Genomic DNA, 12,454 nt, shown 5'->3' with positions numbered 1-12,454 from the left:
CTCAGTTGCGGCCGGCGGCAAGCAGGCCGCGTAGAATTATTTGCGCCTGGATCTCGGCGGCGCCCTCGAAGATGTTCAGGATGCGTGCGTCGCAAAGCACGCGCGAGATCGGATATTCCAGCGCGTAACCGTTGCCGCCATGCACCTGCAGCGAATTGTCGGCGTTCGACCAGGCAACACGTGCGGCAAGCAGTTTCGCCATCCCGGCCTCGATGTCACAACGCTTTTCAGAGTCCTTCTCGCGGGCCGCGAAGTAGGTGAGCTGACGGGCGATCATCGTCTCCACCGCCATCCATGCGAGCTTTCCGGACACGCGCGGAAATTGATAGATCGGCTGACCGAACTGGATGCGTTCCTGCGCGTAAGCCATTCCCAGTTCCATGGCATTTTGCGCGACACCGACGGCGCGGGCAGCGGTCTGAATGCGGGCGGATTCAAAGGTCGCCATCAGTTGCTTGAAACCCTGCCCTTCCTGCCCGCCCAATAGCTGACCCTGCGGGATTTCGAAACCATCGAACGCGATCTCGTATTCCTTCATGCCGCGGTAACCAAGCACTTCGATCTCCCCGCCGGTCATGCCGTCCGCAGGGAAAGGGTCCGCCGGATCTTCCGAGCGCGGCTTCTCCGCCAGGAACATGGACAGGCCCCTGTGGTCGGATGAATCCGGGTCGGTGCGAACCAGGAGCGTCATCATGTCTGCACGCGCAGCATGGGTGATCCAGGTCTTGTTGCCCGTTACACGGTAGGCGCCGTCCACAATTTCGGCGCGGGCGCGCAGGTTGCCGAGATCCGAACCGGTGTTGGGTTCGGTAAATACGGCGGTTGGCAGGATTTCACCGGAGGCAATCCTTGGCAGATATGCCTGCTTTTGCTCCTCGGTGCCGCCAAGGCGTATCAGCTCGGCCGCGATTTCGGAGCGCGTGCCCAGAGATCCAACACCAATATGGCCGCGAGAGAGTTCCTCGGTAACGACGCACATGGCAATCTTGCCCATGCCGTAGCCGCCCAGCTCTTCGGGTATGGTCAGACCGAAAACCCCGAGTTCGGACATCTGGTCGACCACGTCCATCGGAATGAATTCGTCGTTGAGGTGCCAGCGGTGGGCATCGGGCACGATCCTTTCCTCGACAAAGCGATGGAACTGGTCGCGAACCATTAGCAGGGCCTCATCGCCAAAGCCCGGATCACCATAGTGGCCGTCGGCCATGAGTTCCGCAATTCGGCCACGAACCGCTGCGGAATTACCGTCAGCGCGCAGGCGCGCTGCAGCTCCTTCGCACAAGGGTGCAACGTCCAACTCGGTAAGTCCCAAATCCGCGGGACGGACGATTTCCACCTGCGATACGGCGATACCCCCGGCAATCTGGTTCAGATACTCACCGAATGCGGCCTGCAGCAGGAGAGATTCCAGTTCGCCAAGATCGCCGGCATCATCCAGACGCCGGGCCCAGCTGAGCATCTGCCTAAGCGCTTCGACATAGGTGGCAAGCCAGGCAAACCCGTGACCCGCAAACTGTTCCGCTTCGGCGGCTTGCGGCGAGACACGGCCGTCGACCAAAAGCCGTGCCGAAACGGACATGCGGCAGGCATGCAGGACCTTCCCGGCGGCGCCAGCCGCTTCCTCGCAATCGGAAAGGAGATCTTCAAAACTCGAACCATTCTTCATTTTTGATATGCCCGGACGGGCTCCCTATCGATCAGGATATTCTTCAACAAGGTGTGGTCAGGCGCCCTCGCCGGACCTCAAGGACAGTCCGAGCTGCGCGCGCCGTCTGAGCCACGGGCTGGGGCGATATCGCGGATCACCGTAGCAGGATTGAAGTCCTTCCAGAATGTTCAGGATTCGCGGCGCCCCAATTTGATCGCCAAGAGCGAGCGGTCCCTTTGGATACCCAAGGCCCAGGGTCACCGCGTCATCGATGTCTTGCGGACTCGCAATCTTCTGCTGAGCAATGTCGCAGGCGATATTGACGATCATGGCGACAACCCGCTGGGCCACAAACCCGGCACTGTCGCTGATCACAAAAACCGGTTTTCCGTCGACCGAAAGAGCGCCGTGAGCCGCAATGCGAGCGGATTCCGCCGTTGCCGGGTTCGTCATCAGGGTCAAACCCGAGTCGACGCCAAACAGCATATCGACGGCCAGACACCGCGCCGGGTTCAATCCGCGCGACGATACGGCGGTAGATGCGTCCACCCCGATCGTTGCCAGCAAGCATGTGGCCTCGGCGGAAGGTTTCGCCCCGGTCTCTACCGAAAAGCCCGCTTGCGACAGCCGATCGCGAAGAATGACGCCATGTTCCGGGACATCGGCGTCGATCCAAAAACGTGCATTTTCCGGGGCCGGGCGCGATGGCGCTGAAGCGGGTTCGATCTTGCGGCCATCCTCGTATTTGTAAAACCCCTCTCCCGACTTGCGGCCCAGTAACCCGGCAGAAACCCGCTGGGCTGCAAGAGGCGTCGGACGAAAGCGCGGCTCCTGATAGAACTGACTGTAGATTTGTTCCATGACCGGAAAAGACACATCGATCCCCGTGAGATCCAGGAGCTCGAACGGACCCATGCGAAAGCCGGCCATTTGACGCAGGATCGCGTCCACCGTTTCCGGCGAGGCCACCCCCTCCTGCACGATGCGCAAGCCCTCGGTGTACAAGCCGCGGCCCGCATGATTGACCAGAAATCCCGGCGTATCGGACGCTCTGACCGCGCGGTGCCCCCACCGTTCGGCGAGGCCGCAGAGCGCCTCGACAACGGCTGGCGCGGTGCGCGCCCCCGGGATCACTTCAACCACCTTCATCAGGGGTACCGGATTGAAGAAATGAAATCCCGCGACCCGTTCCGGGTTTCGTGTTCCCGCGCCGATAGCCGTAACCGACAACGACGATGTGTTGGTCGCCAGAACCGTCTTGTCGGGAACGATCCCGTCAAGCTGCTGAAACAGGCCGCGCTTTGCGTCGAGCCGTTCGACAATGGCTTCGACGACAAGCTCTGCCGATGCGAAATCCTCAAGGCCGTTTGCTATCCGGATACGCTGAGCCGCGGCGTCGGCGTCGGATCGGCTGATCCGTCCCTTCTCGGCAGCGCGACTGAACATCGAATGAATGAACTGACAGGCGTCTTCGGCAGCCCCAGCCTGGGCGTCCCAAATCACCACATCGTCTCCGCCCGAAGCCGCTATCTGGGCAATGCCGCGCCCCATTGCACCTGCTCCGACAACACCGATTTGGGAATTCGAATGATCGGGAAAAGCCATGTGTTCGTCCTCAATCTTCCGGGAAGATGAAAAAGGCCTGAGAAATCGGGATCACGCCGGCCTCTTGCGGATCAGGTACCGATGGGTGCCCTCGAAGACCAGCTTGTCCTCCTGATTGCAGACGGTGGCCCTCATGGTGATGATCCCGGTCGAGTTCTGCGGTGTCAGTTCAACGATTTCGAGTTGCGGATACAGCGTGTCTTCGCGATAGACAGGTCCGAGGAACTTTCCCGTGACCTCCAGCATTGCCACCAGGGAGTCCGCAACTTCGCACGGAAACGTACCGGCGCCCGCCGCCGTTTGGATCATCACCTGCATGCCGTGGGCGAGCATGTCTCTATGACCCCGTTCCCGGCAGTAATTCACATCGTAGTGGATGGGATCATTGTCGCCGGACGCGGCCTGAAACATGGCGAACAAACCGCCGGTCTGTGTCCGTGAGGGAATGACGTAGCGATCGCCGAGCTCGAAGTCTTCGAAGTATTTGGATGGCGGTAGTTTCGGTCGCTGCTTTCCGCTCTGCTCTTCCATAATCGTGTTCCTTGCATTTCAGGCCTGAATTTCTTCGCGTCGAAATCTTCGTCACGAAGCCGAGGCATTCATTCCAAGCAACCCCAGGACCTCTTCGGTGTCCTCGCCGGCGCTCGGGGCAGTCGTTCTGAGTTCGGGGCGTTCACCGTTGAAGGAAAGGGGCATGCCGATGAAGCGCAGTTCCGGATGATCGTGCGTGGCCTGCAGGATCTTCAGCGCCTTTGTCTGTGGGTGCTCAAGAGCTTCCGGTACCGTTTGCAAAGCGCTGCACGGAACATCCGCCTCGGTCAGTGCGGAGATCCAGTGTTGCGTCGTTTCGTTGACGAAAATGGCGGCGATTTCTCCCTCCACCAGCTTTCGGTTCCTCACGCGCACGGCATTGGTTTGAAACCTCGGATTATCCAGCAGGTCTTCCCGATTGAAAACTTTGAGCAGTTTTGCGAACAAGCGGTCATTGCCCGCTCCCAATATCAGGGCGCCATCTTTCGTTTGGAAAAGCCCGTAGGGCACGATGGCTGGGTGGCCGTTGCCGCCGCGCACCGGGCTTCTGCCATAGGCCAGGTAGTCGCCTGACGCCACCAGAAGCCAGTTCAACGCCGTTTCGTATATTGAGGTATTGACGACACAGCCTTTGCCGGTCTGAAAACGCTGGTTCAGCGCAGCGACCACACCAAGGGCCAGCCACATGCCGGAACCGAAATCGCAGATCGATGGGCCGGAGCGAACGGGTATTCCGTCGGTTTCCCCGGTAATGCTCATAATTCCGGAAAACGCCTGCATCAGCATCTCGTAACCGGCCTCATGCCGTTTGGGGCCCACATGTCCGAAGGCACCCAGCTCGGCATAAATGAGACGAGGGAACCGTTTGCACAGCGTTTCACTGCCCAGGCCGAGATTTTCGGCAGATCCGGGACGCAGATTATGCACGAAGACATCGGCCGTGCCGATCAGCTCGTCCAGGCGGGCCTTGTCTTGCGAATCCTTCAGATCGAGAACAACCGACTTCTTGTTTCGGTTGACCATGTGAAACGTGATCGATGATCCGTCTTTGTAGTGTTCGCCCCAGCCCCGTGTGTCGTCGCCGCCGGGACGTTCGATCTTTATGACCTCGGCGCCGAGAAAGCCGAGGATTTCTGCGGCAAAGGGAGCCGAGAAAGCCTGGCCGATTTCGATGACGCGGACTTGATTAAGCATCTGGTGCTCCATCCCGTTCTGTTTGCATGCGCTGCAGCCTTCAGGCCCCCTCTTGTCCGACGATGACAACGGAACACACATTCTGGTGCGGAAAGCCTCCCAGATTGTGGGTCAATCCGAATACCGGCTCCTGCTGGCGTTGCCTTTCTTCCGCGCGCCCCTGCATCTGCAGGTACATTTCGTAAATCATGCGAAGGCCGGAAGCGCCGATGGGATGGCCGAAACACTTAAGTCCTCCATCGATCTGGCAGGGTATCGCACCCCCGGCATCGAAAAACCCGTCCCGCACGTCCGCGACCGATCCGCCGAACGGCGAAAGGAACAAATCCTCCATGGTCACAAGTTCGGTGACGGAGAAGCAGTCGTGCACTTCGGTCAGGCTGATCTGATCGCGCGGTTTTGAGATTCCCGCCTCCTCGTAGGCACGTTTGGCGGCCACCCGGGTCGTGGCGAAATGGCTGCCGGACCAGGAATTGTGCTGGGCTTCGATGCCGTTGGACACAGCCAGTTGCAGTGCCTTGACCGTGACCAGTCGGCGCTTGCCGAGGGATCGTGCGATTTCCGGGGTCGTCACGATGGCACAGGCAGCGCCGTCGCTGACGCCGCAACAATCAAAAAGGCCGAGCGGATCGGCAATCATCGGCGCTTCGAGCACGAGATCTTCGTTGATCTTCTTTCTGAGGTGGGCTTTCGGGTTGCGCGAGCCGTTGTCATGGCTCTTCACCGAGATGTGTGCCATTGCCTTCTTCAGATCTTCACGGCTGACGCGATGTTCAGCCATATAGGCGGTGGCCAATTGTGCGAAGGCGCCCGGAGCCGAGACATTTGCCCAATACATGTCGTTGACGGTGCCGCGGCTTCTTTGCGGCAATCCGCCGTAACCGGTGTCCTTCAGTTTCTCCACACCGAGAGCCAGGGCAATGTCGCAAGCGCCCGAGGCCACGGCATAAGCGGCCCCGCGAAAGGCGTCGGAGCCACTGGCGCAATAGTTCTCGACCCGGGTGACGGGGATGTAGGGAAGCCGCAGAGCCATGGCCAGCGGCACACCGGATTTGCCCACATGCTGTTCTTCGATGGCCGTGGCGAGCCAGGCCGCGTCGATTTCGTTTGTCTCTATTCCCGCGTCGACCAGAGCCTCCTGGAAAGCCTCCACCATGAGGTTTTCCGCATTGTCGCTCCAGCGCTCGCCGAACTTCGAACAACCCATGCCGAGTATAGCGACCTTGTCCCTGATGCCGGTGGTCATGAGCACGTCCTCCTATTGAATGTCAGCCGGCGCGGCCTTCCAGAAATAGCGCCGAAACCCGCGTTTCGGGTCGTAATCCTTGACACGGAACATCATGCGCATGGGCATACCCACGCGCAGCCCGACATGCGGATCGACGTCGGTAATGTCGGTCATCAACCGGCCGCCGACATCGAATTGCACCATGCCGTAATAGGCAGGAGGATCCGCCGAATAGGTCAGCCGGTCGGCCGTATAGGAATTGAGCTTGGCGGCCATGTCCGCGAGAGGGTGATCTTGCAGGGACGAGACCGCGTTGCATTCAGCGTTCACGCAGATGTCCGCCTTGGGATATTGGACGGTTCCGCACCTGTCGCATTTACCGCCGACAAGTCCCTGGGTCATGTCCCGGTTGCGATAGTGCGTGGTCAGCCCGGTCATCTTGTCGGTTTCGGCGCGCAAGCCCCGGTCCATGACAACGAGGTCGTTGAACGCCAGGAATTTCTGATAGTTCGTTTCCTCGCGGCGCAGCGCCAGCTGCCCTTCAACCGCGGCGCGCTTCCTGAAACTTGCGAGGGCTTCGGTTGCCTGGAACAGGAGGACATCGCACCCCTGACCGAACCCGGCGACAAGAATAATATCGCCCGGTGTTGCGTCTTCGAGAGCGTGCGCCAGCATTAAAAGCGGATGCGCCGTACCGGTCCCGCCGCAGTTGCTCTGAAGATTGTCGCGAACCGCGCCCTCCCGCAGGCCAATCTTGCTTGCCAAAGACCGGTTTGTACGTTTTTGCGGAAACGGCAAGCACGCATGCGTCACCTGATCCGGCGAAACCGTGGTTTTGCTGAAGAGGGATTGTGCCGCTCCCGGCACGATTTTCATGACCCCCTCATCCCGCACCCATCGCTGTTCCCAGGTGTAGTCGAATTCGCTTTCCTCGGTTCGGAAATGGTCCACGAAGTCCACGGTTTCCGTGTGGGATGCGAGCAGAACAGCCAGCGGCTCGCCGTCACCCACCAGCAAGGCGGCGGCTCCATCGCCGGATGTCAGTTCCAGTTCCGTCGACGACTTTGTGCGACGTTTGTCGGCGGCGGTCACGATGCACGGGTGGGCATTCGAGCCGCCACCGAGCGCGACCAGCAGCGCCGAGGTACCGGCGCGCTGACTCGATGCGAAATCGAGCGTCTGAACGTTGCTTCGAAGATTCAGTGCGTCGGCGACGATGCCGCTGTTTTGCCGGTCCAGGAACGGATAGCTGGTCGAGGCCATGTAGAGGCCGCCAATGTTGCGCCGATCTTTGCCCTCCAGGCAGGCGCGGGCGGCTTCCGTCGACATGGTCACCGCATCTTCGTCCCAACCGGCCATCGTGCGCTCGCCGACGCTCAGAGACTTCAGCCCGGGGTTGAACCATGCATTGGCTTCGAAGATCGCCTGCCGGCTTAATCTGGCGCGCGGAAGGTAGGCGCCGAAGGAGAGGATTCCGGTAGTCATTTTTAGCCCCGTTCGTTTCGCCCGTGTCGTCCGATGAAGTGCCGCGCATCCCCATGGCGCCGGCCATGGAGACAAGGCAACCGCAAAGTCCGCATCGGTCCGGACTGGTCGCCCGGATTCATCGGACGCACAACGGCTTGCCAAATCATGTATATGAATTAATCAAAAAAGATAAATTGAAATGCTTTTTTGATTGATAGATCGATAAATCAATCGAGGCAAACGGCCTCTCTGGCATTCCGCTGCGGCCCACCGGCAGGTTTCAGGCATGGGCAAAACGACCTATGAGAACTTGAAGATCCCGGAAAACCCACAGCGCCTAATTTCCGTCCCAGCGCCTCCCCCGACCCACCCAGCACACGACGGATGGAATCCGAACGCCCAAAACCGGCAAGCGCCGGATGAGCTAGTTTCGGGCTTCCTGTTCGATCATGTCGAACATGGTCCGGGCAGGCGGCGTCAATGTGTAATTGGCACGCGTGATAATGCCGACGCTTCGGCTGATCGTCGGATCGACAAAATGCTTGGCCACCAGTCGGTCGTCCGCAATGGCATCGATATAAGATGACAGTACAACGCCAAGCCCCGCTCCGGCAGCGACCATTGCCACGACCGTACTGATCATGGTCGGCTCAAGGATGACATTGGAAACCGCTTCCCGCGCAGCAGGGACCTTGTCGATCAAATGGCGAATGCCGGTTTCCTGTGACGACATGATAACTTCTTTTCCGCGGATCGCTTCCCAGGGGATGAATCGCCTGCGCGCAAAGGGGTGGTCCTTGAGCATCAATAACATGAGGTCATCGTCATAAAGGTGCGTGAAATTGAATTCAGACGTGTCGGGCGCAACGTGGGCAACACCGAAATCGGCCACCCCCTCCCGCACATTCGCAGTCACAACATCGGTGATCCCGTCGATGATCCTCAACGAGACATTTGGAGAATTGCGCCGAAACTCGACAATGGGTTTTGGCAGCAAGTTGATTAACGCGGACGGCAGGGATGCGATGGTGACTTTTCCCCGCTTCAACTTGACGAAATCCTGCATGTAGTCGATTGCCGCTTCCGTTCCGTTGACAACATTGACAGCCATCGGAAGAAGTTCCCGGCCCATATCCGTCAATTCGACCTGCCTTGTGCTCCGGTTGATCAAAGCGACACCCACTGCGGCTTCCAATTGCTGGATGAGCAAAGTCAGGGTCGGTTGAGATACGTGGATCTCGTTGGCTGCCTTGGTGAAATGCAGTTTGTCGGCGACGGCCACGAATGCCCGGAAGTGTTTTAGGTCAAGATTCATTTTTAAAATTTCATGATTAATTCCACCAATATTCTAATTTGTGTGATTTATCATGTCAAACTAGGGTTGAGGCAATAATTCGAAAAACAATGGACATGTTTGCAAATTCCGGGAGGATTGAAATGAAACGACTGTCTGCCTTTACCCTTTCCGCTGCGATGATTGCCGGTGCCGGTGGCGCTGCATTCGCTGGCGATGCCGAAGACCCGCGCGTGCAGTGGAACTTCTCCGTTTGGGGCAAGCAACGCGCTTTGACGGCGGGTATCGAGAAACTGGCGGAAATTGTCAGTGAGAAGACCGACGGCCAGTTTACCATCAAGATCCACTATGGAGGCGCGCTTTCCAAACCCAAGGAGAACCTGGACGGAATCAAGCTGGGTGCATTCCAGTCGACTCTGGTCTGCCACTACTATCATCCGGGGAAAAACCCGCCCTTCATGGTATTCCAACTGCCGTTTCTGCCTCTAGGCGATCCGCAAACGCTGATTGCTGTCAGCGAGGCGCTGTATCAGCACCCTGACCTGGTGAGCAGCATGGACCGCTGGAATGCGATGGTCTACGCCTCCACGGTCATTCCCAGCTACGAGTTCATGGGCACGGGTTCGCCGCCGCTGAAACTCGAGGACTGGGACGGCATGCGGGTTCGTGCCGGCGGTGGGCTTGGCAAAGCGATGGAGATATTGGGGGCAACCCGGACCACCATGCCCGGGCCGGAAGTTTACACGGCACTGCAACGCGGTACCGTGGACGCCATCTCGTTTCCCTACACTTACGCCTTTGCCGCGTTCAAGATCGACGACGTCTCCGACTGGTATACCAGCAACCTTGCGATCGGCACGATCGATTGCCCCATTGTCTTCAACAAGGACGCCTGGGCGGACCTGCCGGAGCATTACAAGCAGATCGTCAGGGATGCCAAGCCCGCGGTCCTGGAGGCAGAGATCAAGGCCTACCAGGATCACGATGAGATCAACATTCCGCAGTTCGAAGAGAAACTGCAGAAGATCGTCTATTCGGATGAAGATATCCAACAGCTCCGCGAGGCCGCCGGCAGGCCGGTCTGGGACGAATGGGTAGCTGAGAACAAGGACAAGTTCGACGCCCAGGGCATACTGGACCTCGTCTTCGAGACGGCCAACAAGACAAACTAGGCGCGTTCCCTTCCGGGGCGCCGCCGGCGCCCCGGTTCAAATGCTATCGGGAGCACCAACCATGTCCCCAATTCGGAAATCGGGATCCGCGGCCGAGAAACTGAGCGCCGTCGACCTGCGACTTGGCGCCATCGAAAACCTGCTCGACCTGATCGCAGGATTATTCATCTTCGCATTGATGGTGTTGGGAATCGCCCAGGTCGTTTGCCGCCAGGTATTCGACACACCGATCTTTGGCTATATCGACATGGTTGAACTGGCCATGGCCAGCTTCGCCTTTCTCGGCATTGCATACTGCCAGCGCCTGGGAGGGCATGTCCGCATGGAAATGTTCCTGGCGCAGATGAAAGGACGGCCGCTCTGGCTGTTCGAGCTGTTCGGAACCGCCGTTGCGCTGGTGGTCGTTTCGGTACTTGTCTTCTACGGATTCGAGCACACCTGGCGCGCGTATCAGATCGGCGACAGCACGATTGATGCCGAGCTGCCGCTGTGGCCCTCGAAAATGGTGGTTCCGCTGGCCTTTTCCGTTCTTTGGCTGCGCCTGTGGGTTCAGTTCTTCGGGTTCGCACGCCTTGCGCTTCGACCCGCCGCGCTGCCGGTCGCCGTGCCGCTGATCGAATCCGTTTCCGAGCAGGCGGCGCACGAAATCCGCGACGCGGTCGGTGTTGAAGAAACACGGGAGTCGTGAACATGGAACCCCTGGAAATTGGCTTGGCTGGCGTGGGTGCGCTGGTGGTCCTGGTGTTTGCCGGCGTGCGGGTCGTCTACGCGGCATCGATCGTCGGCCTGGTCGGCATTGTCGCTATCATTGGATGGGAGGCGGGTGCCGGCGTGGTCGGCACGATTCCGCATTCGAAGTCGATATCCTACACCTTGAGCGTTCTGCCGATGTTCATCCTCATCGGATTTCTCGCTTTCCACGCCGGATTCACCAATTCCGTATTCGATGCGGCCCGTAAATGGCTGGGCTGGATGCCGGGCGGCCTGGCGGTTGCATCGGTATTTGCCGCGGCCGGTTTCGCAGCGGTTTCCGGCGCCAGCACCGCCACCGCAGCGGTGTTCAGCCGTGTGGCGATCCCCGAGATGCTGAAATACGGATACGACCGGAAGCTCTCGGCAGGGGTGGTGGCCGCCGGCGGTACACTGGCGTCGCTCATTCCGCCGAGCGCGATACTGGTGATCTACGCCATTATCGTCGAGGAATCTGTTGGAGCGCTCCTGCTGGCAGGGTTTATCCCCGGGATTTTCTCGGCCGCGATCTACGGGATTATGATCATCGCGATGGCAAAGGCGAAGCCCGGGCTTGGCCCTCCCATTCGCGGATTCACCTGGTCGGAACGGATAAAGTCGCTTCCGGGCACCTTTCCGATCATCCTGGTGGTCGCGATTATATTCTCGGCGCTTTATCTGGGTTGGGCGACTCCGACCGAAACGGGTGCGCTTGGCGCCGGCGTCGTCTTCATCATCGCTCTGTTCAACGGCATGCGCTGGAATTCCCTGAAGGAAGCGCTGAAGGAAACCGCCAAACTCACGGTCATGGTCTTCTCGATCATTTGGGGCGTCCTCGTATTTGTCCGCTTCCTCGGGTTCGCCGGCCTGCCGGAGGCATTCGCCAACTGGGTTGTCGAACTGCCGTTTTCCCCCATCGTGATCATCATCGGCATCCTCATCTTCTACGCCATTCTGGGGATGTTCATGGACGCGATCGGCATGCTGCTCTTGACGTTGCCGGTCGTATACCCAGCGGTGATTTCCCTCGGTTACGACCCGATCTGGTTCGGCATCGTCGTCGTGAAGATGGCTGAGATCTGCCTCATTACGCCGCCTATCGGGCTCAACTGCTATGTGGTCAACGGCGTACGTCCGGACATACCCCTGCAGGACGTGTTCAAGGGAATCGGCCCGTTTTTTATCGCCGATGTGGTGACCGTGGCGCTCCTTTTGGCTTTTCCGGGCATCGTATTGTGGCTTCCCAATCTCGTCGGCAACTGACAACAGCACCTGCTATCCGGTAAAACAATATCGGCATGGTCGGGATCGATCTTATCGGACCTGCCGGCGATATCAGACCAATACGAACCGGCCTCAAGTTGGACAGGCACACCACCTTGCCGCCCGCCCCCCGGTCACGAACTCTCGCTTCGCCACCGCAAACGCGTCGAAGATTATTTGATATCATTTGTTTGTGAGAATTCCGGTCAATCGCGCGAAAACCAGATCCATCGCTCCAGCGCTCCGCTATGGCTTCGCGCGTTCGGCGCTAAAAACACCAAATCGTTGGTGTTTTTTGGTGCTGCGCACCATCGCTCCTCACT

At 59.0% G+C, this 12,454-nt stretch carries 10 protein-coding genes; 3 read left to right on the top strand and 7 right to left on the bottom strand.

The window, feature by feature from the left end; translation table 11 throughout:
* Position 1 precedes the first annotated feature (1 nt).
* The 7 genes from E4M07_RS22515 to E4M07_RS22485 form a co-directional block, all read right to left on the bottom strand.
* A complete protein-coding gene (locus E4M07_RS22515; protein ID WP_136660660.1) occupies positions 2-1,666 on the bottom strand; it encodes an acyl-CoA dehydrogenase family protein in 1,665 nt (554 codons plus the stop codon).
* 57 nt (positions 1,667-1,723) lie between these two features.
* Entirely contained in the window at positions 1,724-3,253 is a 1,530-nt protein-coding gene (locus E4M07_RS22510; protein ID WP_136660659.1) for a 3-hydroxyacyl-CoA dehydrogenase, read from the bottom strand.
* A 51-nt stretch (positions 3,254-3,304) separates the two neighbouring features.
* Positions 3,305-3,784 (bottom strand): MaoC/PaaZ C-terminal domain-containing protein, encoded by a 480-nt coding sequence (locus E4M07_RS22505; RefSeq protein WP_136660658.1) that lies wholly within the window; start codon positions 3,782-3,784, stop codon positions 3,305-3,307.
* Between the two features lie 51 nt (positions 3,785-3,835).
* On the bottom strand, positions 3,836-4,990 hold the full coding sequence (locus E4M07_RS22500; RefSeq protein WP_169054349.1) for a CoA transferase: 1,155 nt from the start codon (positions 4,988-4,990) through the stop codon (positions 3,836-3,838).
* A 28-nt stretch (positions 4,991-5,018) separates the two neighbouring features.
* Entirely contained in the window at positions 5,019-6,224 is a 1,206-nt protein-coding gene (locus tag E4M07_RS22495; protein ID WP_136660656.1) for an acetyl-CoA acetyltransferase, read from the bottom strand.
* Positions 6,225-6,236: 12 nt separating this feature from the next.
* Positions 6,237-7,691: an OB-fold domain-containing protein gene (locus E4M07_RS22490; RefSeq protein ID WP_136660655.1), complete on the bottom strand. Its 1,455-nt coding sequence runs from the start codon at positions 7,689-7,691 to the stop codon at positions 6,237-6,239.
* Between the two features lie 406 nt (positions 7,692-8,097).
* On the bottom strand, positions 8,098-8,988 hold the full coding sequence (locus E4M07_RS22485) for a LysR family transcriptional regulator (RefSeq protein WP_136660654.1): 891 nt from the start codon (positions 8,986-8,988) through the stop codon (positions 8,098-8,100).
* Between the two features lie 122 nt (positions 8,989-9,110).
* Between E4M07_RS22485 and E4M07_RS22480 the strand changes: the two genes are divergently transcribed.
* From E4M07_RS22480 to E4M07_RS22470, 3 genes are all read left to right on the top strand, one after another.
* Positions 9,111-10,139 (top strand): C4-dicarboxylate TRAP transporter substrate-binding protein, encoded by a 1,029-nt coding sequence (locus E4M07_RS22480; protein ID WP_206057360.1) that lies wholly within the window; start codon positions 9,111-9,113, stop codon positions 10,137-10,139.
* Positions 10,140-10,200: 61 nt separating this feature from the next.
* Entirely contained in the window at positions 10,201-10,827 is a 627-nt protein-coding gene (locus E4M07_RS22475; protein ID WP_169054347.1) for a TRAP transporter small permease, read from the top strand.
* Positions 10,828-10,859: 32 nt separating this feature from the next.
* Positions 10,860-12,131, top strand: a complete 1,272-nt coding sequence (locus tag E4M07_RS22470; RefSeq protein WP_246660568.1) for a TRAP transporter large permease — start codon at positions 10,860-10,862, stop codon at positions 12,129-12,131.
* The last annotated feature ends 323 nt before the right edge of the window (positions 12,132-12,454 follow it).

This window comes from Nitratireductor sp. XY-223, from assembly GCF_004959855.1.
In the GTDB taxonomy this organism is placed as follows: domain Bacteria; phylum Pseudomonadota; class Alphaproteobacteria; order Rhizobiales; family Rhizobiaceae; genus Hoeflea_A.
The sequence above is the reverse complement of the archived record's forward strand: the minus strand, read 5'-3'. Positions and strand labels throughout refer to the sequence as shown.

Excerpts from the sequence above, each read along its gene's own strand:
- E4M07_RS22510 (WP_136660659.1), bottom strand. The coding sequence starts at position 3,253 with ATGGCTTTTCCCGATCATTCGAATTCCCAAATCGGTGTTGTCGGAGCA.
- E4M07_RS22475 (WP_169054347.1), top strand. The coding sequence starts at position 10,201 with ATGTCCCCAATTCGGAAATCGGGATCCGCGGCCGAGAAACTGAGCGCC.
- E4M07_RS22515 (WP_136660660.1), bottom strand. The coding sequence starts at position 1,666 with ATGAAGAATGGTTCGAGTTTTGAAGATCTCCTTTCCGATTGCGAGGAA.
- E4M07_RS22490 (WP_136660655.1), bottom strand. The coding sequence starts at position 7,691 with ATGACTACCGGAATCCTCTCCTTCGGCGCCTACCTTCCGCGCGCCAGA.
- E4M07_RS22495 (WP_136660656.1), bottom strand. The coding sequence starts at position 6,224 with ATGACCACCGGCATCAGGGACAAGGTCGCTATACTCGGCATGGGTTGT.
- E4M07_RS22480 (WP_206057360.1), top strand. The coding sequence starts at position 9,111 with ATGAAACGACTGTCTGCCTTTACCCTTTCCGCTGCGATGATTGCCGGT.
- E4M07_RS22485 (WP_136660654.1), bottom strand. The coding sequence starts at position 8,988 with ATGAATCTTGACCTAAAACACTTCCGGGCATTCGTGGCCGTCGCCGAC.
- E4M07_RS22500 (WP_169054349.1), bottom strand. The coding sequence starts at position 4,990 with ATGGAGCACCAGATGCTTAATCAAGTCCGCGTCATCGAAATCGGCCAG.
- E4M07_RS22505 (WP_136660658.1), bottom strand. The coding sequence starts at position 3,784 with ATGGAAGAGCAGAGCGGAAAGCAGCGACCGAAACTACCGCCATCCAAA.